Source organism: Candidatus Accumulibacter meliphilus (genome assembly GCF_036625345.1).
Taxonomy (GTDB): domain Bacteria; phylum Pseudomonadota; class Gammaproteobacteria; order Burkholderiales; family Rhodocyclaceae; genus Accumulibacter; species Accumulibacter meliphilus.
This window is the reverse complement of sequence record NZ_JAZKTZ010000001.1, coordinates 655,984-680,069: the sequence shown is the minus strand read 5'-3', so window position 1 is coordinate 680,069 and position 24,086 is coordinate 655,984. Positions and strand designations below refer to the sequence as shown.

The following is a 24,086-nucleotide window of genomic DNA, read 5'->3' as shown; positions in this document are numbered from 1 at the left end:
GGCGCAACGCGGGGTTTCAAGCGGCGGGTAGCTGCTCGTCGAGCCAGCGCTGCAGCTCACAGCCTGACGGCCAGTTGCGTAACAGGCGGGCGCGGTCGCGCCGCCAGGCACGCGCATGCGCGATCGCCGAGCGATGCTGCACGACGCCATCGAGGTCGATGAGCAGCACGCGCTCGCCGTCCCAGAGCAGATTGGTGGCCTTGAGATCGCCATGGCTGATGCGATGTCGGCACAAAGCTGCAAATAACTCGCGGATGGCCTTGCCCTCATCAGCCGGCGGCGCACTATCGGCCGGCAGATGGCGCAGCAGATTCGGGCCCGGGCAGTACTCGCAAATCAGCCAGGCGCGTCGGCGTAGCGGTCCGCAGCGCTCCTCGATCAGCGCCAGCGGCCTTGGCGTCGGGATGTCGAAGAACAACAACCGATGCGCCTCGCGCCACGAATGCCAGGCGCGGCTCGGACGCCACAGACGGCCGAGGGCGTGCCGCAGGTTCTTGAGGTTGTAGCGCTTGATCAGCAGCGCCCGGCCCTTCACCACGATGCGCGCCACCGTCGTCGTGCCACCATCCTTGAACACCTCGCCGCTGCTGATGGCGCTGTCGGGCGCCGCCAGCAAGGGAGCCAGCACTTCCGCTTCCTCGCGGCGCACGGCGCAAAAGCGTGCGCCTGTCTGCTCGACCGCGAACAGCGTGCACTCACGCACTGTCTTGGCCAGCAGGTCGCCCAGGCGCCAGGCTCTGACGCGCTCGATATTGCGTTGCAAGACCGCCGGCTCAGGCAAGCAGGCCTGCTCGGCAGTGTACGCGGGCAGCAAAGCACTGAGCTGGCGGTCCCACGCCGGCGGCAACTGCGCCAGCAGAACCGCCAGGTTGGCGCCAGCGTCCGCTGGCGCCAAGCCCTGTCGGCAGATCACGCGCACCGCATCGCCATCGACGACCAGCACCCTGCCGTCATGACGTAGAAAATTGCCGAGATGCAGGTCGTCCTGGACCAGGCCAGCGGCGTGCAGCCGCCCAAGCATGCCCAGTGCCGGCGCGAGGACGGCCAGCGCCTCGCCGTCCCCGGCGGCTCGCCCGGAAACCCGCGCCCAGGCTTCGGCGAGGCTCTCGGCCGTTTCGAGAAAAACAGTCAGCAGGGCGTAACCACCACCGGCCATGGCCATTGCGGCGAGCACTTCAGGAGTCGGCACGCCGGCCGCACGCAGCGCTTCGAGCCCGCCGCGCTCGTGCCGCCAATGTTTTTCGCAGCGCCGCCCGACGAAGAGCTTGGCCAGCACCCGCCGACCGTCGAGTTCGGCCTCGCCAACCAGCCGCTTGCCGGGCAGAACACGCAGCAAGCGCCGCATGCTCAACTGGCGCCCATCGGCAAGGGCCACGCAAAACGGCAGTCGCGGCTGGCGACCGGCGGCGCGCAGCGTTCTCGCATCGCTCAACACGGGCACGCTCATGGCCACCGCGATGGCGCTCGGCAGCGCCCGCCGTGCCTACTCTCGGCCATCAAAAAAGTGAACGATCTTGGCGATTCGCTGCCGATCGCCATCGCCGACGCGCGCCTGGCCTGCGTAATCAAGGTAGAAGCGCAAGCGCTGACTGCGCGACAGTTTTTTCTTGGCCAGCTTGTCGAGGCAGGCCAGATCCTTGACAATCCGGTACTCGAGAACGGCGCCACGATAATAGTTGCCACTCGGACAATCGATCAGATAGACCGTCGGCAACGCACCGCCATCGACCAGCAGGTTGCGCCACTTCAGATCGTTGTGCACAAAACGAGCGTCGTGTAGTGTTCTGGTCAGGCTGGCGACCTGCCGCGACACCTGCGTCAGCCAGGCATGATCGCCGAGTCGCGGATCGTCGCTGTAAGCGAGGTAGGCGAGATCCCTCGTATCCGGAATTTCCTCGGTCACCAGCGCGCCGCGAACGAAGCCGCCAAAGCGCCGTTCCAGGCCATAGGCGACCAGGGTTGCGGTCGGAATACCCCAGCTGCGAAAGGCGAGCAGGTTGCGCCATTCGGCACGCACCCGCAGGGGCCCCAGCCAGCGCCGCAGGCCGAACCAGCGGCGGCGCAGGTTTTTGCCATTGCCACTGTAGCATTTGACGTAATAGCGTTTACCACCAACGCTGACGCGCAACACCCGGCTCAGCGGCGCCTTGGCAATCGGCTCACCGTCCAAGGCAAAGACGCGCTCGATATCGCCAAATTGCGTGCCAGCTTCACCCGCCGCATACTGTGGATTCACCCACCAGTTTCTCATGTCATTTCCCCTGCCGCCACCTTACGAGCGAAACGTGCCTGCAAGCGACGCGTTTCGCTCGCCAGATGCGAAAACAGCGGCGCTTCATCGCGCAGAACATGCCGCAAGGGGCAGGCAAAATAAGCCGCCAAAAAGCGCAACAGATCACTCCTGCTCAAGCCGATGTCGACAGCCGAGAAGTATAAAGCCGCCAGATCCTTGTCGCGCCAGCGTCGCGGCAGCTGCGCTCTGAGCTGCGCGCGGTGCAAGTCGATCAGAGACAGCCTGAACTGGTCGGCGGTCGGTGCCGGGTCGAGGTGCAGAAGAAAATGACAGAGGTAGAAATCGCGATGATTGATGCCCGCCCGATGCATTCTTCCCGCCATGCCAGCGACACGGGCGATCAGCGCGCGCTTCAGGCGTAGCTCCGGGGGATGCTTTTTCCATCCCAGGCAAAACTCTTCGAGACTGAGCGTCGGAGCCAGTTCCTCGGTGATGATGAACGAGTGTTGCCGCCCGGGGTTACGGCCACGCAGTCCGTAGGCGACAGCGTGCATGCTGTCGACGCCGAGTTCGCTCAGGCGCTGGATGGCCCGCCACTCATTCGCTGCCCCGAGCACCGGCAGGCGTAGCGAAAGAAGATTCTTGACGATCTCGGCCCAGCCGACGCCACGATGAATCTTGACGAAGTAGCCACGCCCGGCGACTTCCGTTCGCAAAGTGCGGCGCGCCTCGAGTTCGCGAAAAATCTCGCCTGCGAGGGCCTCGACAGCGACGAAGGGATCCTGCCCCGCCCACAGCGAGCGAAAGGGCTCGTCAAGAAACAACACGCCGCCGCTCATGCCCTTTCCTTGAGGATCAGCTCGGCGGCACGTTCAGCGTTGCTGTAGATGTCGGCCTGCTCGGCAAAGGCCAGGGCGCGAGACTGCCATCGCCGACGTGCTGGCTCGTCACTCAAGATCTGCGCCAGCAGGCGATTGAGGCAGGCTTGTTCAAAAGGCTCGGGCACGACCCGACCGGCATCGACATCACTGACGAAATGCGCGTAGCCGCAAACAGCGGTGGTGAGCACCGGCAGGCCGGCGACCATTGCCTCGAGCAGCACCGTGCCGGTGTTTTCGTTGTAGGCCGGATGGATCAACAGGTCGGCGCCGAGCAAAAAGCGCGGAATGTCGCTGCGTCCGCGCAGAATGCGCACCCGATCAGCAACGCCGAGCGCTTGCGCCTGGGCATGAAACAGCTTCGCCTCGTCGTCGCCGATGGCAAACAGTCGGCACCGCTTGGCGAGCGCTGCCGGCAGCGTCGCCAGCGCCTTCAGGCTGCGGTCCAGGCCCTTGGTCTTGAAGCCCGAGCCAAGCTGCAGCAGGAGCAAATCGTCGGCGCCCAGCGCGAACTCGTGCCGAAAAGCGGCCCGGATCTCCGCGGCATTCGCGGGCGCCCGGCGGTCGCGCGCAATGCCCGGCGGCAGCAGATGAAAGCGCTCCTCCGCTGTGGCGTAGTACTTCTGGAACAGCGGCTTTTGTAGTGGCGAGATCAGCAGAATCTCGGTGCGCGCCTCGGCCCCGAAAACAGCGCGCTCGTACGCCGAGAAATGGCGGTAGCGCCCCGACAGCCGATAGAGGGCACTGCGTAGCGTGCGCGCCTTGTCTTCGAAACAGGGGTCGGCGGCAAAATAGACATCAAGTCCAGGCATCTTGTTGAAACCGACGACCCGGTCGGCGGCTCGCGCCGCCAGATCCCGACCGACCCAGTGACTGAACTTCGCGTAGCGGCGCGGATTGCTTAGCGCCCTGACCGGCACCAGGACCACTTCAAAGCCCGCCGGAACATCGCCACGCCATTCCAGTGTGTACGCCCTGATGCTGTGGCCGCGGGCCTGGCAAGCCAGAGCGATACGCAGAAAATCGCGCTGCAGGCCGCCAAACGGGAAGTATTTGTAAAGGCAGAAGGCGATCTGCATCAAGAAATCCCGGCGCCGGCGGCAAGGGTGCAGCGACAGTGCGCAGAATCAATCACCGCTCGGCACCCTGCCGTACGCCCTGCTGTACGCCCTGTTGAGCGCCGGCTTCCGCCGGCGGCGCTACTGCACTGCTGCGCCGCCGCTTGTAGCGGTTGTAGCCCCAGAGATACTGCTGCGGGCACTGGCGAACCAGCACTTCGATCTGCTGATTGATCTGTAGCGCCCGCTCCTCGATGCTGCCACTGATCGGCTGCGTCGGCGCCTGCAGGTGAAAATGGTAACCGGCGCCGGCGGGCAGCCGTTCAGCCCAGACCATGATCACGCTCGCCCCGGTCTCGACCAGGCGCGCAGCGAGGGTCATGGTGTAGGCGGGCCTGCCGAAGAAGTCCAGCCAGCGCCCTTCACCAGCCCGCGGCGCCTGGTCCGGCAGCATACCGACGGCTTCACCGCGTTTCAGCGCCTTCAGCAAGCCGCGCACCCCTGACAGATCAGCCACCGCCAGGTGCAACTGCGCGCGCGCCCGCCCGGCTTCGATCATCGTCTGCAGCCAGGCCTGCTTGGGCGGCCGATAGAGAACCGTGATCGGGGCATGGGTGGACAGGTACTGCGCGGTGACCTCGAAACATCCCAGATGCGGCGTCAGATAAAGGATTCCCTTGCCGCGACGTGAAGCCGCTACGACCAACTCCCACCCCGACACCTCGACGACACGACTGGCCGTCTCGGCGAGCGGACGTAACCAGACCAGTGGCAGTTCGAGCATGCCCTTGCCGGCTTCAGCGATGGCTGCCGAACGTAGGCGCCCGGCCTCTGCTGCGCCAAGTGCGAGCACCATGTTCTCGTGCATGTGGCGGCGGTAGGTCGGCGACAGCAGCCAGGTCAGCCAGCCGACAACGAAGCCCAGAGAATGCAGCCAGGCGAGCGGCAAGCGGCTGAGGAAACGAAAAAGTGTGATCACGGTGCGGTCCGGTAGCTGCTGACGTTTGACCCGCCAGGCAGAGAAAAACTATAATTATCCCTCCGCCGAGTTAATCAGGACAACTTGCAGGGCGGGGAAGCCGTAAGCGCGGCCAAAAAATACTGCTAAAGCGTCGTCTGCTCGAACCCCGGAGCCGGCAACGCCGCCGTTTCGGGGTTTTTCCATTGGAGCAGATCAAAGCATGAGCACAGAGCACCTCTTTACTTCGGAATCGGTTTCCGAAGGCCATCCGGACAAGGTCGCCGACCAGATCTCCGACGCCATTCTCGACGCCATTCTCGCCGACGACCCGCCTGCGCGGGTCGCCTGTGAAACCCTGGTCTCGACCGGGCTGGTCGTCATCTCCGGCGAGATCACCACCAAGGCGCACATCAACTATCGCGAAATCGCGCAGGAAACCGTTCGCCGCATCGGCTACAACAACTCCGATATCGGCTTCGACTACAAAAGTTGCGCGATTTTAACGGCCATCAACCGCCAGTCTCCCGACATCGCTCAGGGCGTTGACGAGGGTCAGGGTATCGACCTCGACCAGGGAGCTGGCGACCAGGGACTGATGTTCGGCTACGCCTGCAACGAGACGCCGTCGCTGATGCCGTTGCCAATCCATTACGCGCACCGTCTCATGCAACGCCAGGGTGAAGTTCGCCACGACGGCCGCCTGCCGTGGCTGCGCCCGGATGCCAAGAGCCAACTCACGGTCCGCTATGTGGACGGCAGGCCGGTCTCGATCGACACCATCGTCGTGTCCACACAGCACGACCCGGACGTCTCGCACGCACAGATTTCGGAAGCCGTGATCGAGGAAATCATCAAGCCGGTCCTGCCGCCGGAGCTGCTCACCAGCGAAACCCGCTATCTGGTCAACCCGACCGGCCGTTTCGTCGTTGGCGGCCCGCACGGCGACTGCGGCCTCACCGGCCGCAAGATCATCGTCGACACCTACGGTGGCGCGGCCAGACATGGCGGTGGTGCGTTCTCGGGCAAAGACCCGTCAAAAGTCGATCGCTCGGCTGCCTACGCCGCGCGCCACGTCGCCAAGAATATCGTCGCCGCAGGCCTCGCCGACCGTTGTGAAGTACAGGTGGCGTACGCCATCGGCGTCGCCCGGCCGGTGTCGCTGATGGTCAACACCTTCGGCACCGGCAAGCTCAACGACGAAGCCATCGCCGCACTGATCGGCGAGCACTTCGACCTGCGCCCGAAAGGCATCATCCAGGCTCTCCAGCTCTTGCGGCCGATCTACCGCAAAACCGCGGCCTACGGCCATTTTGGCCGCGACGAGCCCGAGTTCACCTGGGAAGCCACCGACAAGGCAGCGGCACTACGCGCAGCTGCCGGGCTCTAGCAATACGGCTCGCGAAACAGGGGCCGCGAGGCCCCTTTCTTTCTTCGGCATACCGGGTAGACTAGCGCTGGCTCCAGCGTGGAGCCCCCACCGAGAACCCGCCATGCTCAAGCGAATCGGCGTCCAACAGCTGACTGTCGGCATGTACCTCAAGGAGTTCTGCGGCCCCTGGCTGGAACACCCGTTCTGGCGCTCATCGTTTGTCATCAGTGATGCCAAGGACATTGACACTATCCGCGCCAGCAGCGTCAGGGAAGTGTGGATCGATTGTGCCAAAGGCCTCGACCTGCCGCCGGGCGAAGCCGTCGTTTCGGTCGCCGAATCGGAGGCCCAGGTCGACGCCGAACTGGCAGTTACGGCGGACAGCGTGCGCGACACGGCACGCGTTCCCAGCGCCGCAGAGTTCACGCGCGCAGCCAAAATTGTCGCCAACTCGCGGCAGGCGGTCACCTCAATGTTCGCGGAAGCGCGAATGGGCAGGACCGTCGACACCGGCGGAGCGCGGCGACTGGTCGAAGAGATATCCGACTCGGTGAGCCGCAGCGCGGGCGCACTGATCAGCCTGGCGCGCCTGAAGACCGCCGACGATTACACTTACATGCACTCGGTGGCCGTCTGCGCGCTGATGGTCGCGCTCGCCCGGCAACTTGGTCTCCGCAAAGAAGAAGTGCGTTCTGCCGGCATCGCCGGCCTGCTGCACGACCTCGGCAAAGCGGCGATACCGATCGAGATCCTCAACAAGCCTGGCAAGCTCACCGATGCCGAGTTTGCGATCGTCAAGGCGCATCCGGAGAAAGGGCAGCAGATCCTTCTCGAGAGCAGCGACGTCGACCCGGTCGCCCTGGATGTTGTCCTCCACCACCACGAAAAAAACGATGGCTCGGGCTATCCCAAGCGCCTGCGAGGTGCCGCGATCAGTCTCTTCGCCAAAATGGCGGCGGTCTGCGACGTCTATGACGCGATCACCTCGAACCGCCCCTACAAGGCTGGCTGGGATCCGGCTGAATCCTTGCGCAAAATGGCCGAGTGGAGCAATGGCCATTTCGATCCGGCGGTCTTCCAGGCCTTTGTCAAGAGCATCGGCATCTATCCGATTGGCTCCTTGGTGCTACTCAATTGCGGCCGCATCGGCGTGGTCATCGAGCAGAACGAGAAGTCGCTACTCCACCCACAGGTCAAGGTCTTTTTCTCGACGCGCCGCGCGACCCGCATTCTCCCGGAAGTCCTCAATCTCGCCCGTCCCGGCTGCCGGCAGAAAATCGTCAGCCGTGAAGACCCGGCCAAATGGAACTTTCCTGACCTCAACGAAATCTGGTGCGGACTGGCCGAAAGCTCACCCTGACCGGCACGGCAGTCATTCTCCGGCAATCGCCCGAGCCAGCCAGCGCCGCCTCCCGGCTCCCGGCTCAAACGAACTTAGCGAGCAATGCCGCCTTCTTGGCGTCGAATTCGGCCTGCGAAAGGATCCCCTTGCCGACCAGCGCGTGCAGCTTCTCCAGCGTCGCCACCACCTCGTCGGCGCTGAGCGCTGACGCTGGCATCGGCGCCGCAACGCCCTGCAGCGAAGCACCGGCCACTGCCAGCTGCCCCGCCGGCCCCCCCGCCGCCGGCATGGCCGATCCCATCGCCGTGCTCATTACCTGGCCAATGCCGAGCCCCGCACCGAGACCTGCGCCGAGACCGGCGATGCCGCCTTCGTTCTGCGCCGCCAGAGGAATACTGCTTGCCACCTGGTATTGCGTGTAACGTCCGAGGTCGCCAATCATGTTCATGCCGATGCGCGTATCGAGAACTTTCTGCAGTTCTTCGGGCAAGGACACGTTCTGCACGACCAGGCGGTCGAGCAGCAGACCATAGCGCTCGAAAACCGCCTCCAGTTTGCCTTTCAGCGCCCGACTCAACTCGTCCTGGTTGGCCGCCATATCGATGAAAGGCACGCCCGATTCGCCGAACAGGTCGGTCATCGAGCTGATCACCAGGTTGCGCAACTGGCCGTCGAGATCTTCAACCGTATATTCCGCGCGCGTGCCGGAAATCTCGCTGTAGAACTTCTTCGCATCGCTCAACTGGTACGAATAAATCCCGAAAGCACGCATCCGCACCATGCCGAAGTCCTGGTCACGGATGGTGATCGGATTCGACGTTCCCCACTTGCGGTCGAGTTGCAAGCGGGTCGACAAGAAATAGACTTCCGACTTGAAAGGCGACTCGAAGAGCTTGTCCCAGTTCTTGAGGTAGGTCAGTACCGGCAGCGTCCGGGTCGTCAGCCGGTAGCGCCCGGGGCTGAAGACATCGGCGACCTGACCTTCATTGACGAAAACCGCGATCTGCGACTCGCGCACCGTCAGCTGCGCGCCGTACTGAATCTCCATATCCTGCATCGGATAGCGCATGGCGAGAATGCCGTCGCCGTCTTCAGTCCAGTGAATGACATCGACGAACTGCTTCTTGATGAAGTCCATGAGGGCCATGGCGATCTCCTGAAATCAAGCGTTGGTGATCCGCCGCGGTCACGGGATGAGCGCTCCCGGCAGAGGATCGGTGAGTAGGGCATGCAGGAAGCGTCGATGCGAGCAACAACCGGCAGCGAGAGGGCTGCGCGCAGCGCTGTTCAGCTCCCCGGCGAAGCAGCGAAGCGCAACAGCCCGTCGAGAATCAGATTGTCCATCAACTGGCAAGGAATCTTCAAGTGCGCGGCCAGGCGCCGGGCGCCGCCGCCAGTCAGCAAACAGCGGGCATCAGGCTCGTCGACAAGCGCGTGGAACATGCGCTCGACCGCGCCCAGCTGCGCTTGCAGGCAACCGCTGACGATGGCATCCACGGTGTTGCGCGGTTGCGCGCAGAAAACGCCCTCGGCCAGTGGCAGTTGCGCCGTATTGCGTGCCAGCGCCGCACGCATCAGGTCGAAGCCGGGCAGAATCAGCCCACCCGCAAAAACCCCGGCGGCGTCGAGGCGGTCTACGGTGGTCGCCGTTCCGGCGCAAACCACCAGACAGGCACTACCCAGAACGGCACGTGCGCCGATCAGCGCCGCCCAGCGGTCGGCACCGAGTTGCTGTGGATTCTCGTAGCTGCTGCGCACGCCACAGGCCGCAGCACTGGCATGCAGGAATGAGAGCTCGGCGTGGCGCCCGGCAAACAAGCGCGAAATGCTGTCAGCGACCGTCGACCCGGCGACGTTGCAGACCACCCCGCGGGCATTGGCCGGCCACTGCGCAGCGACTTCGGCCAGACTGGCGACGTCAGCCGTCGCCAGCACGCCGCTGTTCAGCCAGCCGTCGCCATCATGAACGCCCCACTTGATGCGGCTGTTGCCGGCATCGATGGCGACGATCATACGGCCCGCAGCGACACGTCGCCGGACAGACAACGTTCGAGGCCAGCGTCCGTCTGCAGCAGCAAGGCGCCGTCGCTATCAGCCCCCATGCATAAGCCCTGCCGATCAAGCAGCACGCCGTCGAGCAAGCGCACCTGCCGCCCCTGCCAGACGTGATACGCCTGCCAATCGCTGCGCAAAGCGGCGAAGCCGCCGTCCGCAAAGCGGTCCATGATCTCTGCAAGGTCGGTCAGCAGTTGTGCCAACAGATGCTGACGATCTGGCAGCAGCGCCATCACCTGCGCCAGCGCTGCCGGCCGATGCAGAAATTCCTCATCGCCGTCGGGCGGCAACTGCAGGTTCAGGCCGATGCCGATTACCGCCAGCGAGCCGTTTGCTGTCGCCTCGAGGTCCACCAGAATGCCGCCGACCTTGCCGCCCGCAAGCAGAATGTCGTTCGGCCACTTCAAGCCGACGCCGCCGACACCGCTGTTCGCCAGGCCACGCGCGACCGCCAGACCTACCGCCAGTGACAGGCCGGCGAGTCGCGCAACGCTGCCCTCGAAACGCCAGAGCAAGGAGAAGGTCAGGCTGGCCTCGGGCGTCGACAACCAGCTGCGCCCGCGTCGACCGCGCCCGGCAGTCTGTCGGTCGGCGACCAGCACGGAACCCGACGCGGCGCCCTGGCCGGCGCGTTCGAGCAGCACGCTGTTGGTCGACACGCACTCGGCCAGCGCCACAAGCGTGAAACGCGAGCTTAGCGGCCCGAGCAGGGAATGCACGCGGCGCGGATCAATCCGGCAACTACTCGCCGCGGCGGCGGCAAAAGGTGTGTTAGACGCGGTAACAGGCTTGGTGGCGGATTCGTCCATGGCTTCGTCATCAGGAGCAAGGGCTCATTATCGCCGATTATCGCGGCAGGCAGTCCTCGCGATCTTCCCCGCTGCCGGCGTTGCCGCCATCGAGTCCGAGCTCCTGAATCTTGCGGGTGATGGTGTTGCGACCGATACCGAGGGTCTGTGCAGCTTCGATTCGGCGCCCGCCGGTATGCGCCAGCGCGCGCTTGATCAACACCCGCTCGAAAGCCTGCGTCAGTTTCTCGTGCACCTGACCGGCATCGCTGACCAGCATCCGCTCGACTTCCTTGGCCAGCGCGCTCTGCCAGTCGCTGCTCGCCAGCGCCGGCGTCGCTTCGCGAAGTTCCGGCGGCAGATCGATGATTTCCAGAAGTTGCCCGGGCGCCATGACCGTCAGCCAATGACAGAGGTTCTCGAGTTGCCGAACGTTACCCGAAAAATCGAGCCCACAAAGGTGCTTCAAGGCGGCGTCGGAAAAACGCTTGCCCTCGACGCCGAGCTCACCGGCGCTTTTCTGCAGAAAGTGCCGGGCCAGAATCGGAATATCCTCACTGCGTTCGCGCAGGCAGGGCAAACGCAGGCGGATCACGTTCAAGCGGTGAAAAAGATCCTCACGAAAGAGCCCCTGGCGAACTCTTTCCTCGAGATCCTGGTGCGTCGCGGCAATGATCCGGACCTTGGTCTTCAGCGGAGAATGTCCGCCAACGCGGTAGTAATGACCGTCGGAAAGCACCCGCAGCAAGCGCGTTTGCAACTCTGCCGGCATGTCGCCGATTTCGTCGAGGAACAGCGTCCCGCCCTCGGCCTGTTCGAAGCGACCTTGTCGCTGCGCCGCCGCGCCGGTGAAGGCCCCGCGTTCATGACCGAACAGTTCGGACTCGAGAAGATCGCGGGGAATGGCGGCGGTGTTGATGGCGATGAAAGCTTGCTCGGCGCGCGGACTGTGGCGATGCACGGCGCGCGCCACCAGTTCCTTGCCGGAACCCGATTCGCCGGTAATCAACACCGTGGCACTCGATTGACTGAGCCGGCCAATCGCTCGAAAGACTTCCTGCATCGCCGGGGCCTGGCCAAGAATCTCGGGCACCAGGCCGACTTCATCAGGCGCACCGGACTGGTGCATACTTTCGCCGATCGCTCGCCGAATCAGTTCCAGCGCCTGGTCGACGTCGAAGGGTTTGGGCAGATACTCGAAAGCGCCACCCTGAAACGCCGACACCGCACTCTCCAGGTCGGAGTAGGCGGTCATGATGATCACCGGCAAAGCCGGGAAGCGCTCCTTGAACAATTGCAGCAACTCGAGCCCGGACTGCCCCGGCATGCGAATGTCGGAGACCAGCACCTGTGGCGGCTCGCTGCCCGCGTCGAGCTCGGACAAGGCTTCAGTGGCCGACGAAAAACTCCGCATGGGGATCTTCTCCCGGGACAGGGTCTTTTCGAGGACCCAGCGAATTGATTTGTCGTCATCAACGATCCAGACTGCTTTCATCGCTTCCTCAGCTTGCTTGGCTAGTGTTGTCAACTACTACTCAAGCAAGAAACCTGCCAGAAATCAGCCAAGCGGTAAGCGAATGGTAAAACAAGTGCGCCCCGGCCGACTTTCACAATCAATCGTTCCGTGGTGTTGCTGGACAAAACTCTGCGCCAAGGTCAGCCCCAAGCCGCTGCCTCCTTCTCGCCCGGAAACCAGTGGATAGAACATGCGCTCGCGAATATCTTCGCCAATCCCCGGGCCGTCATCGATCACCTGCACTTCGAGAGCCAGGCGATAGCGGCGCTTGAACAAAGTCGTCTGGCGAGCGACACGGGTGCGCAGAGTGATTTGGCCGAAGCCGCGCAGCTTGTCGTCGGGCTGACGCTGGATCGCCTGTGCGGCGTTTCTGGCAAGGTTCAGGAAAGTTTGAATCAACTGCTCGCGGTCGCCGATCAGCTCCGGCAAACTGGTGTCGTAATCGCGTTGCACGGTAAGCAAGGTCGGAAACTCGGCGGTCAGCAAACTGCGCACCCGTTCCAGGATCTCGTGAATATTCACCGGTCCCGGCTGCATCGGCCGGTGCGGTGACAACAAGCGCCGCATCAGGTCCTGCAGGCGATCGGCCTCCTTGATGATGACCTGCGTGTACTCGCGCAGACCGGCGTTGTTGAGTTCGTGCTCGAGCAGCTGCGCAGCACCGCGGATGCCGCCCAAGGGGTTCTTGATTTCGTGCACCAGGTTTCTGATCAGCTCGCGATTCGCGTGCTGCTGCTCGACCAGCCGCTCTTCCCGGGTGGCCCTGAGCTGCTGATCGATCGGCCACAATTCGACCAGCAGGCGGGCTTGCGGAGTATCGACCGGGTTTACCGTACAGTTCAGCCGCAGCAGCTCGCCAGCGGTAAGGCGCAGGTCGATATTCTGCCCCGTGTAGTCCCAGCCATGGTTCAGGGCGCTGTCGAGCGCCGCCAGGAAGGGCGCTGGGCACTCGATGACGCCAGCCATCGGGCAACCAACGAAGACCTTGCTGCTGATCGCCAGCAGATTCTCGGCGGCCGGATTCAGGTACCGGATGGCCAGATTCTCGTCGAGCAGAATGACTGCCGACGACAGCAGGTCGAGCCCACCGAAGGGATTTGCGGAAGTTTCGGACATGGTTTATGGGGGAAGACGGCAGGCGTAACGCCCGTTGATCAGCGCAGATTACCAATCTCTTTGCTGATGGCCTCGATATTGCGCTCGTGCAACGCCACTTTATCCTTGTACGGCAGCAGCCGCTCCTCAAGCTTGCCGCCACTGATCGCGCCGCCTTGCATGCGCTCATTGGGCAGCACCACGGCCTCCTGCTCGGCGAGTGCTTTCTTGGCCTGTTCGGCGTTTTTCTGCTCGGCCGCAAGTTCGGTTTCGAGAATCCGGCGGCGGTCGCTATCACGAGACTTCTGCGTCTCGTCGTCAACCTTCGGGAAGCTGCTGGGTGTTGGTGTCCGCGCCGCCTTGGTCGCCGGCGCCAGGTTGATCGGGTCGAGAATCAGCTTTCTGCATTTGGTGGTGGGAACATTCGAGTAGGTCGTTCGCCCATCGACGTCACACTTGTAAATATCCTGGGCGAGGGCAGGCCACGCCAGCAGCGAAAGCAGTGCGCTCGAAAAAAACAGGTCTTGCGCTTTCATCGTCGTCCTATTCCTTGGTCGCCACCCGCCACCCGCTGGTCTTGGGCTCGCCTCATGCCAAATCGCGAGTCAGACCCGAGTGTATTGGATGACCCGAACTTATACAAACGCAGCAGCCCGGCAATCGGCAGACGAAAAAAAGGACGGGCAAGCCCGTCCTCTTCGCGACAGCACCTGATCAGCAGCTGTAGTACAGATCAAACTCGACCGGGTGGGTGGTCATGCGAACCTTGTTGACTTCGTCCATCTTCAGTTCGATGAAGGCGTCGATCCACTCGTCCGAAAAAACACCGCCACGGGTCAGGAACTCGTGATCCGCGGCAAGCGCGGCGAGCGCCTCTTCCAGGCTGGCGCAAACGGTCGGAATCTTGGCATCTTCTTCCGGCGGCAGATCGTAGAGGTTCTTGTCAGCCGGCTCACCCGGGTGAATCTTGTTCTGGATGCCATCGAGGCCGGCCATCAACAGCGCCGCAAAGCACAGATAGGGGTTGGCGATCGGATCGGGGAAGCGCGTTTCGATGCGCCGCGCCTTGTCGGAGGTGACGTGCGGCACGCGAATCGAAGCCGAACGGTTCTTGGCCGAGTAAGCGAGCTTGGTCGGCGCCTCGTAGTGTGGCACCAGGCGCTTGTACGAATTGGTACCCGGGTTGGTAATCGCGTTCAGCGCCTTGGCGTGCTTGATGATGCCGCCGATATAGAACAGGGCCGTTTCCGACAGACCGGCGTAGCCATTGCCAGCAAAGGTGTTCTTGCCGTCTTTCCAGATCGACTGGTGAACGTGCATTCCGGAGCCGTTGTCGCCAACGATCGGCTTGGGCATGAAAGTTGCCGTCTTGCCGTACTGATGGGCGACGTTATGCACCACGTACTTCAACTGCTGCGTCCAGTCGGCGCGCTTGACCAGGGTGCTGAACACGGTTCCTATCTCGCACTGGCCGGCAGTGGCGACCTCATGGTGATGCACTTCGACCGGCACGCCGATCGACTCCAGGGTCAGCACCATTGCCGAGCGGATGTCGTGCAGGCTATCGACCGGCGGCACCGGGAAATAGCCGCCCTTGACACCCGGACGGTGGCCAGAGCCGCCGCCACCCTCGGATTTCTCGCCGCTCGACCAGGCCGCTTCATCCGAGTAGATCTTCAGGGAGCAGCCCGACATGTCGACATTCCAGGCCACCGAGTCGAAGACGAAGAACTCGGGCTCCGGACCGAAATACGCCGTGTCACCGACACCGCTGGCTTTCAGATAGGCTTCGGCACGCTTGGCAATCGAGCGCGGATCGCGGTCGTAACCGCGGCCATCGGAGGGATCGACGACGTCGCAGGTGATGACAACGGTCGTTTCGTCGAAGAAGGGGTCGACGTAGGCGGTACTCGGATCGGGCATCAACTGCATGTCCGAGGCCTGAATTCCCTTCCAGCCGGCGATCGACGAGCCATCGAAAGCGTGGCCATTTTCAAACTTGTCTTCGTCGAAAGCACTGACCGGCACGGTTACGTGCTGCTCCTTGCCGCGGGTGTCGGTAAAGCGGAAGTCGACGAACTTCGCCTCGTTTTCCTTGACCATGTTGATCACGTCTTGCGGGCTTGACATTGCAAAGTCTCCTGAACAGGTGCCGGCTCAACCGGCGGCAGTAGAAAATAGGTACGAGGGAGATGAGAGCAGAAAACGTGCCAGCCCATGCCCTGCGGGGGTTTTATTGTGCCACAAGCCAATTGAGCGTTCTTGGGCTTTTTTTTGCACCATAGCGGTGCATTGGCCCTAAGGAACGCACTCCGCAGGTGCGCGCCAGCCACACTCGTAAGCACTGGTGCGAGGGAACAGTCAAGGACCGCGTCTCGGTTTATACTGCGCTCCTCGTGCAACGACATTCGGTGGGCACCATGGGAAGATTGACCGATCTGCTGCAACTGGCTCAGGAACGCGGACGCGAGCTGGGCCTCCCTTACGCGGGCGCCCTGACGCCGCAGGAAGCCAACGAGGTGTGGCACCTGGCACCGGGAGCCAAGCTGGTCGACGTGCGCACGCGCGCCGAACGCGATTGGGTCGGGCGCATTCCCGGCGCCATCGAGATCGAGTGGCAGAGTTACCCCGACAACAAGCCGAACCTCCACTTCCTGGCGCAACTCAAGCAACAGGTCGATCGCGAAGCCCTGTTGATGTTCATCTGCCGCAGCGGGGCACGTTCCCACAATGCGGCGGCACTGGCCAGCAAAGAAGCGCAGGCCGATTGCTACAACGTGCTCGAGGGCTTCGAGGGCGACAAGGACGCGCACGCCCAGCGCGGCAAGATCGGAGGCTGGCGCCACGCCGGCCTGCCCTGGCGTAGCTGAACTTTTTTCCGCGAGCCCGGTCTGGGCTCTGTGCGATTGCCCCGCGTATCCGAGTGTGCGAGTACCCGAACATGCCAACAGCCACCATCAATTTCGACAAATTCAACCAGTTGCAGGACGACGCCTGTCATCAGCGCATTCGCGCTGCCCGCGAACGGCTCGGCAACAAGGCGGTACTGCTCTGCCACCACTACCAGCGCGCCGACGTCTATCAGTACGCCGACCTCACCGGCGACTCGCTGAAACTCGCGCGCCTGGCCTCGCAAACCGACGCCCAGTACATCATTTTCTGCGGCGTGCATTTCATGGCCGAAGTCGCCGACATCATGTCGAAACCGGAGCAGACGGCCATTCTCCCCGACCTCGCCGCGGGCTGCTCGATGGCCGACATGGCCAATCTCGCCAAGGTCGAACGTTGCTGGCGGGAACTCGGCGAAGTGCTCGACGTCGAGCAGCAGGTGACGGCGGTGACCTACATCAACTCGGCCGCCGATCTCAAGGCCTTCTGCGGCGCCCGCGGCGGCATCGTGTGCACCTCGTCGAACGCCGGGACGATTGCCACCTGGGCCTTCGGGCGTCGCGACAAGATCCTCTTCTTCCCCGACCAGCACCTCGGGCGCTGGACCGGCCACAAAATGGGCATCGCGCTCGACGAGATGGAAGTCTGGGACCCCGACCTCGAAATGGGCGGTCTCAGCGCCGAGCAGATCCAGCGCGCGAAACTGCTGCTCTGGAAAGGGCATTGTTCGGTGCACCAAATGTTCCAGCCGGCACACATCCTGCGTTTTCGCAACCAGTATCCGGACGGACTGGTCATTTCGCACCCCGAATGCAGCTTCGAAGTCTGTCGTCAGTCGGACTTCGTCGGCTCGACCGAACATATCGTCCGCACCATCAAGGAAGCCAGCCCGAATACCCGCTGGCTGGTCGGCACCGAACTGAACCTGGTCAATCGCCTGGCCGAAGAAGTCCGGCACGAGGGCAAGATCGTCCAGTTCATGGCACCGACGGTGTGCATGTGTTCGACCATGCAACGCATCGACCCCCAGCATCTGGCATGGACCCTGGAGAATCTGGCCGACGGCAAGGTAGTCAACCCGATCCGGGTTCCCGAGCACGAGGCTGAACTGGCCAGAGTGGCGCTGGAGCGGATGCTCGCCGTATCCTGACACTTTGGGCTCGCCAGCCCCGAAACAAATGTCCGTCGACCAGCAAGCACCTCCCCGCCGCCTGCGCATTTTCGGCATCCGGAATTGCGACACCATGAAGAAAGCCTTTACCTGGCTGAACGATCACGGCCTCGCTTTCGACTTCGTCGACTACCGCCAGCAAGGGATCAGCGCCGAGCAACTCGCCGCGTGGAGCCAGCGCTGCGACTGGAAGCTGCTGCTCAACACCCGCGGCACGACGTGGCGAAAGCTCGCCGAAGAACAACGTCGCGGCATCGACGAAAGCCGGGCGCTGCAGCTGATGGCGGCGCACCCGAGCCTGATCAAACGACCGGTGATCGATTGCGGCGAGCACCTGCTGGTCGGCTTCGATCGCCAGCGCTATGCCAGCGAGTTGATGGCCTTGATGGCATTCCCGGAATCCACGGAAACAGAATGATTAACGACACCCTCTGCCGCTTTCTGCTCGAAGACCTCGACATCGCCGGGGCCGTCGTCCGCCTGGGTCCTGCCTGGCGACAGATGCTCGACCAACGCGACTATCCGGCGCCGGTCGCCTGCCTGCTTGGCGAAATGACCGCCACCACCCTATTGCTCGGCGACAAACTCAAACAAGCCGGCCGGCTGAGCATCCAGCTGCGCGGAAGCGGCGCAGTCTCGCTGCTGGTCATCGACTGCAACGAACGGTTGCAGATCCGCGGCATGGCCAAAAGCTCCGCCGCGATCGAAGACGGCTCGGCCGCCGAGCTGCTCGGCGACGGGCAGCTGCAACTGGTACTGGACATGCCGTCGATGCGCGAGCCCTACCAAAGCATCGTGCCGCTGGCCGGCGACAGCATTGCCGAAATCTTCGAGCACTACCTGGCTCAGTCCGAGCAGTTGCCGGCACGCCTGTTTCTCGCCGCTGCCGCCGACGGCGCAGCCGGGCTCTTCCTGCAGCGACTGCCGACCGCAGAGCAGCGCGATACTGACGGCTGGACGCGCATCGAAGCGCTCGCCGCAACGGTCAAGCCGTGCGAGCTGCTCTCGCTGCCCGCCGAAGAACTGCTGCGGCGTCTCTTTGGCGAAGAAACGCTGCGCCTGTTCTCTGCCCGACCGGTCACCCACAACTGCCCCGAAGACTGGGAAAAAGTACGTTCGATGCTGCTTTCGCTCGGCCGCGAAGAGGTCTATGCGGCGCTCCAGGAGCAGGGCGAAGTGCTCATCAAGGACGACATCTGCAATCGCCAATACCGCTTCGACGCGCAGGCCATCGACGAGCTTTTCGCTGCCCCCCCGTCCGCAGCCGATACGCCACCGACCGTCCACTGATTGCGGCAAGGCAAGGCTCAGAGCACCTTGCCGGGATTCATCAAGCCCTGCGGATCGAGCGTACGCTTGATGGCGCGCATCATCTCCATCTCGACCGGGCTCTTGTAGCGTAGGAGTTCTTCGCGCTTCAGTTGCCCGATGCCGTGTTCGGCGCTGATGCTGCCGCCGAGCTCGTGCACCAGCTCATAAACGATGCGGTTGACGGCCGGCTGCGCGGCGATGAAAACGGCGTTCTCGCCGGCTGCCGCTTGCGACTGGTTGTAATGCAGGTTGCCGTCGCCGAGGTGCCCGAAAGCGACGATGCGGATATCGGGAAAAGCCTGCGCGAGCTCGCGGTCGGCGCGCTCGACGAACTCCGGAATGCGCGAAATCGGTACCGAGACGTCGTGCTTGATACTCAGTCCCTCGATTTTCTGCGCTTCGCCGATATTCTCGCGCAAGGCCCACAGACGCTGCGCCTGCTCGCCGCTCTGCGCGATGACCGCGTCACTGATCGTGCCGCTTTCCAGGGCTTCGCCAAGAAAAGCCTCGAATGCTTGCCGTCGCGACTGATCGTCGTCGCCGCCCGAGATCTCGACGAGCAGATGCCAGGGACTTGCCGAGAAGCCGGCCTGGGCCGTCGGAAAATGCTTGCGGACCAGGCTGAGAGCGACGTCCGAGACCAGCTCGCAGGCGGTCAGCAAGGCGCCGAAGCGGGCCTGCAAGTCACCAAGCAGACGCACCGCCAGCGCCGGCGAGGCAATCGCCAACCAGGCCGTCGCCGTTGCCCGTGGCAAGGGAAAGAGCTTCAGAACTGCGGCCGTGATGATCCCCAGCGTACCTTCGGCGCCGATGAACAAGTGCTTCAGATCGTAACCGGTGTTGTCCTTGCGCAGACCACGCAAGCCATCCCAGATCTCGCCGCTGGGCAGCACCACTTCCAGGCCCAGGGTCAATTCACGGGTATTGCCGTAGCGCAGGACCTGCACTCCGCCGGCGTTGGTCGACAGATTGCCGCCGATCTGACAGCTTCCCTCGGCAGCCAGCGACAGGGGAAACAGGCGTCCGGCCTGCGCCGCCGCCTCCTGCAAGGTCTGCAACACACAGCCGGCCTCGACGGTCATGGTGTTATTTTCCGGATCGATCGCCCGCAGCCGCCTGAGCCGGCTCAGGCTGATCAGCACCGCCTCGCCTTCCGGTCCCGGCGTCGCCGCGCCACAGAGGCTGGTATTGCCGCCCTGCGGCACCATCGCCACGCCGGCCTGCGCACAGGCGCGGACCACCGCCGCCACCTCCGCGGTGGTGGCCGGACGCAGCACACAAATGGCGGCACCGCGATAACGTCCACGCCAGTCGCCGAGATGGGCGGACATCGCTTCGTCGGTGGTCAAAACCTGCTCGGCGCCGATGACTTCGGCAAGCCGGCTGAGCAGAGACGCATGATGGGCAGATTTCAATGCAGTTCCTCGGGCAGGCAAACGACAGACAGGTAAACACTTCACTTTGCCGACGCCAGCGCGTCGCTGAATGCTTGGGCGATCGCTGCGCCGATCACCGGACAGCCTTGCCGATTGTACGGCTCCGCGAGCCGCTTGGCTGCAAACGGGGCCGGCCTGCGACGCGACCGCTGCGCTCCGCGCTTGACAGAATGCGCGTCGAACCGACAGACTCCGGAAAGGCTTGCACTCGTTCGACGAGGATCGTCCGGCCTGGCAACATGGCTCTTTGATCGGCGCAGCAGCGGGGGCGAGGATTCACGCCCCGGCCCGCGCTTACCGCCCTCCGGGCATTTTCCTCTCGAAGCTGTAGCCGCCTTGCCAGCACAGGGGCGAGCGTCAGCCGCAGATCTCTCCGACGCCGCTCCATGGACTCCCCTTCCCCTTCCCCTTCCCCCGCTGCCACCGCCTCCACCGCGCTGCTGGTCGCCGACATCGGTGGCACCCGCGCGCGCTTCGCCCTGCTCGACGAGAGCGGCGCGCCGCAGCAGGTGCGCATTCTCGCCGTCGCCGACTTTGCTGGCCCGATCGAGGCCATCGAGGCCTATCTCGCCGAGGTCGCCTGCCCTGGATTGCGCGCCGCTGCAATCGCCCTGGCGGCGCCGGTCCATGAACCGGTGATCCGCCTGACCAACGCCGCGTGGACCTTCTCGCGCGACGAGATCCAGTCGCGCCTTGGGCTGCATCGCCTGCTCCTGCTCAACGACTTCACCGCCCTGGCGCTGTCCCTGCCGCGGCTTGCGGCGAGCGACCTGCGGCAGGTCGGCGGCGGGCGCAGCGTAGCGCTGGCAGCCAAGGCCGTACTCGGTCCCGGCACCGGCCTCGGGGTCTCCGGCCTGCTCTGCGATCGCGGCCACTGGCTGGCACTGAGCGGCGAAGGCGGACACTGCTCGCTGGCACCCGCCGACGGGCGCGAGGCGGCGATTCTCGGCCTCGCCTGGCGGGAACTGCAGCACGTCTCGGCCGAGCGCCTGCTTTCCGGAAGCGGCCTGCCGCTGCTCAATCACCTGGTCGCCGAAGTCGACGGCCGGGCCAGCGAAACCCTGAGCACCGTCGAGATCGTCACCCGCGCGCTGGCCAACCAGGACGTCCAGTGCAGCGCGGTGCTCGACACCTTCTGCGCGATGCTCGGCTCGCTGGCCGGGAATCTTGCGCTGACGCTGGGCGCCCAGGGTGGCGTCTATATCGGCGGTGGTATTATTCCTCGCCTCGGCGAGCGCTTCGAGCGATCACCCTTTCGCGCCCGCTTCGAGACCAAGGGGCGCTTCGCTGCCTACTTGGCCGCAATCCCGACCTATGTAATGCTCTCGCCTACGCCAGCCTTGCTGGGCGCCGCCCATGCCCTGGCCGACAGTGAGCATGGCCTTTGAAAACTACTACTGGAGTACTTCCCTGATGTCCAAAGCCGTTGTATCGCATCCTGAAGGAGAGCCGCTGCGCTCGCAGATCGACCACAAGCTGCTCTGTCAGGTGGCTAGCGACCGAGATGTCGCCGGCAAGGCGGAGTACTACCATGCGCTGGCACACGTGGCCCGCGAGCAACTGGCAGAACGTTGGGTCAATACCCAGCACGCCGACCGCGAAAACAAGGCGCGGCGGGTCTATTACCTGTCGATGGAATTCCTGATCGGGCGGGCGATGAACAACGCCTTGTCGGCTCTCGACCTGCGTGAGCAGGCAGCGACCGTGTTCACCCCGCCGGGTCCGTCACTGAACGAGGTCATGGAATGCGAGCCCGATGCGGCCCTCGGCAACGGTGGCCTGGGACGCCTGGCGGCCTGCTTCCTGGATTCGATGGCCACTCTCGGGCTGCCCTCCTGGGGCTACGGCGTACGCTATGAGTACGGGATGTTTGCCCAGTCGATCGTCAACGGCCAGCAGGTCGAGGCGCCCGAAGCCTGGGTGCATGATCGCTCGCCCTGGGAATTCCCGCGCAGCGGCAAGCACTATACGGTGCATTTTGGCGGCACTGCCGAACACAGTGGTGAATGGGCGGAATGGCACCCGGCCGACGCCGTCGAAGCCAAGGCTTTCGACCACGTCATCCCCGGTCATGGTACCGAACGGGTCAGCACCCTGCGCCTGTGGAAAGCCGCCGCCCCCTCGCAGATCGACCTCGGCGCGTTCAATACCGGCGACTACCAGCGTGCGGCCGAATTCAAGAACCGCTTCGAGAACATTTCCTGGGTCCTCTATCCCAACGACAGCACTGCCGCGGGTCGCGAACTGCGCCTGCGCCAGGAATATTTCTTCGTCTCGGCGTCGATGCAGGACATCCTCACTCGCCATCACGACGAGCACGGCAGCTTTGACAAGCTCGCCGACAAGGTCGCCATCCACCTCAACGACACGCACCCGGCGATCGGCGTGGCCGAATTGATGCGCCTGCTGGTCGACGAACACGCCATGAACTGGAATGCGGCCTGGGAGCAATGCCGACGCATCTTCTCGTATACCAACCACACGCTGATGCCGGAAGCGCTGGAAACCTGGAAAGTGACGCTGATGCAGCGCGTGCTGCCGCGCCACATGCTGATCATCTACCGTATCAATCAGGAATTTCTCGACGAGGTGGCTCGCCTCTACCCGGGCGATATCGATCTCAGGCGGCGGGTGTCCCTGATCGACGACGGCAGTGGCCACGACAAAGACAAACGCGTCCGCATGGCGCACCTGAGCATTGTCGGCAGCCACCGCATCAACGGTGTCTCGCAACTGCATTCGGACCTCATGGTGCAAACCATTTTCGCCGACTTTGCCCGCCTTTACCCGGAACGCTTTCACAACAAAACCAACGGCGTCACGCCGCGGCGCTGGCTGGCGCAGTCCAATCCTGGCCTTTCGGCGCTGCTCGACGAGCACCTCGGCAAGGAGTGGCGTCTCGATCTCGACCGCCTGGAAGGTCTGCGCAGCGTCGCCGACGATGCCGATTTCGGGAAGGCCTTTGCGGTCGCGAAACGCAACAACAAGCTGCGCCTGGCCGACTACGTGGCCCGCGAAACGGGCATCACGCTCAATCCTGACAGCCTCTTCGACGTACAGGTCAAACGCATCCACGAGTACAAACGGCAGTTGCTCAACGTCTTGCACGTCATCACCCGCTACAACGCGCTGCTGCGTGGCGAGACGGCCGGCGTTGCACCACGCAGCATCATCTTTGCCGGCAAGGCCGCTTCTTCGTATCACATGGCCAAACAGGTGATCCGCCTGATCAACGACGTCGCCGCGGTGGTCAACAGCGATCCGCGCACGCGCGAGCTGTTGCAGGTCGCATTCATCCCCAACTACGGCGTTTCCGTCGCCGAGTTGATCATGCCGGCGGCCAATCTTTCCGAACAGATTTCAACGGCCGGCACCGAGGCCTCGGGCACCGGCAACATGAAGCTCTCGCTCAACGGTGCGCTGACCATTGGTACCGAAGACGGAGCCAATATCGAGATTCGCGACCAGGTCGGTGCCGACAACATCTTCATCTTCGGCAACAACACGGCGCAGGTTGCCGCCATCAAGCAGGCCGGTTATCAGCCAAACGATCTCTACCAGAACGACCCGGCGCTCAAGGAAGCTCTCGACAAGATCGACGGCGGCTTCTTCTCGCCCGGGGAACGCGGACGCTATCACGATGTGTTCAACTGCCTGGTCCATTACGGCGACCACTATCTGCTCCTCGCAGACTACGCCGACTATGTCGCCACGCAGGCACGCGTCGACGCCCTCTACCTGACTCCCGGCGAATGGCAGCGCAAGGCGATCCTCAACGTCGCTGGCATGGGCACCTTCTCGGCCGATCGGACGATCCGCGACTACGCCGACGACACCTGGAAGCTTTGAACACTCACTAACGGTCATGACAATCGAGACAGCCCAGATGATGAAAGTCATGACCGTTTTCCCCTCTTCCCCCGGCCCTTCTCCCGCAAGGGGCGAAGGGAGGTTCGTGAGTCGCTTACGCGACTTTCACATTAA

Annotated in this window: 21 protein-coding genes; 8 read left to right on the top strand and 13 right to left on the bottom strand. The window is 63.5% G+C overall.

Translation table 11 applies throughout. The features are described from left to right. Positions 1–16: 16 nt before the first annotated feature. The 5 genes from V5B40_RS02990 to V5B40_RS02970 are packed head-to-tail and all read right to left on the bottom strand — an operon-like array spanning position 17 to position 5,148. On the bottom strand, positions 17–1,435 hold the full coding sequence (locus V5B40_RS02990) for a lipopolysaccharide kinase InaA family protein (protein WP_332353249.1): 1,419 nt from the start codon (positions 1,433–1,435) through the stop codon (positions 17–19). A 48-nt stretch (positions 1,436–1,483) separates the two neighbouring features. After that, a complete protein-coding gene (locus V5B40_RS02985; RefSeq protein WP_332353134.1) occupies positions 1,484–2,251 on the bottom strand; it encodes a lipopolysaccharide kinase InaA family protein in 768 nt (255 codons plus the stop codon). Continuing rightward, positions 2,248–3,072 carry a lipopolysaccharide core heptose(I) kinase RfaP gene (gene rfaP / locus V5B40_RS02980; protein WP_332353133.1) on the bottom strand — a complete coding sequence of 275 codons (825 nt, stop codon included), beginning with the start codon at positions 3,070–3,072 and terminating at the stop codon, positions 2,248–2,250. Before rfaP ends, V5B40_RS02985 begins: the two co-directional genes overlap by 4 nt. Further along, positions 3,069–4,190 (bottom strand): glycosyltransferase family 4 protein, encoded by a 1,122-nt coding sequence (locus tag V5B40_RS02975; RefSeq protein ID WP_332353132.1) that lies wholly within the window; start codon positions 4,188–4,190, stop codon positions 3,069–3,071. Before V5B40_RS02975 ends, rfaP begins: the two co-directional genes overlap by 4 nt. 52 nt (positions 4,191–4,242) lie before the next feature. Further along, on the bottom strand, positions 4,243–5,148 hold the full coding sequence (locus V5B40_RS02970; protein WP_332353131.1) for a lysophospholipid acyltransferase family protein: 906 nt from the start codon (positions 5,146–5,148) through the stop codon (positions 4,243–4,245). Between the two features lie 202 nt (positions 5,149–5,350). Between V5B40_RS02970 and metK the strand changes: the two genes are divergently transcribed. Beyond that, positions 5,351–6,517 (top strand): methionine adenosyltransferase, encoded by a 1,167-nt coding sequence (gene metK / locus V5B40_RS02965; protein WP_332353130.1) that lies wholly within the window; start codon positions 5,351–5,353, stop codon positions 6,515–6,517. Between the two features lie 103 nt (positions 6,518–6,620). Continuing rightward, entirely contained in the window at positions 6,621–7,859 is a 1,239-nt protein-coding gene (locus V5B40_RS02960) for an HD-GYP domain-containing protein (RefSeq protein ID WP_332353129.1), read from the top strand. 64 nt (positions 7,860–7,923) lie between these two features. Here the strand turns inward: V5B40_RS02960 and V5B40_RS02955 are convergent, their stop codons facing one another. The 7 genes from V5B40_RS02955 to glnA form a co-directional block, all read right to left on the bottom strand. Then, complete coding sequence (locus V5B40_RS02955) at positions 7,924–8,988, bottom strand: SPFH domain-containing protein (RefSeq protein ID WP_332353128.1); 1,065 nt, start codon at positions 8,986–8,988, stop codon at positions 7,924–7,926. A gap of 140 nt (positions 8,989–9,128) precedes the next feature. Further along, positions 9,129–9,854 (bottom strand): type III pantothenate kinase, encoded by a 726-nt coding sequence (locus V5B40_RS02950; RefSeq protein WP_332353127.1) that lies wholly within the window; start codon positions 9,852–9,854, stop codon positions 9,129–9,131. Next, entirely contained in the window at positions 9,851–10,705 is an 855-nt protein-coding gene (locus V5B40_RS02945; RefSeq protein ID WP_332353126.1) for a biotin--[acetyl-CoA-carboxylase] ligase, read from the bottom strand. Before V5B40_RS02945 ends, V5B40_RS02950 begins: the two co-directional genes overlap by 4 nt. A gap of 37 nt (positions 10,706–10,742) precedes the next feature. Then, positions 10,743–12,179, bottom strand: coding sequence for a nitrogen regulation protein NR(I) (ntrC, locus tag V5B40_RS02940; protein WP_332353125.1), 1,437 nt, complete (start codon positions 12,177–12,179; stop codon positions 10,743–10,745). Between the two features lie 63 nt (positions 12,180–12,242). Continuing rightward, positions 12,243–13,316 (bottom strand): nitrogen regulation protein NR(II), encoded by a 1,074-nt coding sequence (glnL, locus tag V5B40_RS02935; RefSeq protein WP_332353124.1) that lies wholly within the window; start codon positions 13,314–13,316, stop codon positions 12,243–12,245. 38 nt (positions 13,317–13,354) lie between these two features. After that, positions 13,355–13,831, bottom strand: a complete 477-nt coding sequence (locus V5B40_RS02930) for a DUF4124 domain-containing protein (RefSeq protein WP_332353123.1) — start codon at positions 13,829–13,831, stop codon at positions 13,355–13,357. 178 nt (positions 13,832–14,009) lie between these two features. Beyond that, positions 14,010–15,425 (bottom strand): type I glutamate--ammonia ligase, encoded by a 1,416-nt coding sequence (glnA, locus tag V5B40_RS02925; protein ID WP_332353122.1) that lies wholly within the window; start codon positions 15,423–15,425, stop codon positions 14,010–14,012. A 290-nt stretch (positions 15,426–15,715) separates the two neighbouring features. On the opposite strand from glnA, the gene V5B40_RS02920 reads away from it, so the two are divergent. The 4 genes from V5B40_RS02920 (at position 15,716) to V5B40_RS02905 (ending at position 18,645) form a co-directional block, all read left to right on the top strand. Continuing rightward, positions 15,716–16,165 carry a rhodanese-like domain-containing protein gene (locus tag V5B40_RS02920; protein ID WP_332353121.1) on the top strand — a complete coding sequence of 150 codons (450 nt, stop codon included), beginning with the start codon at positions 15,716–15,718 and terminating at the stop codon, positions 16,163–16,165. 71 nt (positions 16,166–16,236) lie between these two features. Beyond that, positions 16,237–17,334, top strand: coding sequence for a quinolinate synthase NadA (nadA, locus tag V5B40_RS02915; protein WP_332353120.1), 1,098 nt, complete (start codon positions 16,237–16,239; stop codon positions 17,332–17,334). 28 nt (positions 17,335–17,362) lie between these two features. Next, positions 17,363–17,773 carry an arsenate reductase gene (locus V5B40_RS02910; protein WP_332353119.1) on the top strand — a complete coding sequence of 137 codons (411 nt, stop codon included), beginning with the start codon at positions 17,363–17,365 and terminating at the stop codon, positions 17,771–17,773. Beyond that, the gene (locus V5B40_RS02905) at positions 17,770–18,645 is read left to right on the top strand and encodes an Hsp33 family molecular chaperone HslO (RefSeq protein WP_332353118.1); all 876 of its coding nucleotides are present in this window, start codon (positions 17,770–17,772) and stop codon (positions 18,643–18,645) included. The genes V5B40_RS02910 and V5B40_RS02905 overlap by 4 nt, the downstream gene beginning before the upstream one ends. A 17-nt stretch (positions 18,646–18,662) precedes the next feature. Here V5B40_RS02905 and V5B40_RS02900 read toward each other — a convergent pair whose 3' ends face one another. Beyond that, positions 18,663–19,997 carry an FAD-binding oxidoreductase gene (locus tag V5B40_RS02900; RefSeq protein ID WP_332353248.1) on the bottom strand — a complete coding sequence of 445 codons (1,335 nt, stop codon included), beginning with the start codon at positions 19,995–19,997 and terminating at the stop codon, positions 18,663–18,665. Positions 19,998–20,488: 491 nt separating this feature from the next. On the opposite strand from V5B40_RS02900, the gene glk reads away from it, so the two are divergent. Both glk and V5B40_RS02890 read left to right on the top strand, forming a co-directional pair. Next, positions 20,489–21,490, top strand: a complete 1,002-nt coding sequence (gene glk / locus V5B40_RS02895) for a glucokinase (RefSeq protein ID WP_332353117.1) — start codon at positions 20,489–20,491, stop codon at positions 21,488–21,490. A 25-nt stretch (positions 21,491–21,515) separates the two neighbouring features. Further along, positions 21,516–23,951, top strand: coding sequence for a glycogen/starch/alpha-glucan phosphorylase (locus V5B40_RS02890; RefSeq protein WP_332353116.1), 2,436 nt, complete (start codon positions 21,516–21,518; stop codon positions 23,949–23,951). Positions 23,952–24,086: the final 135 nt, after the last annotated feature.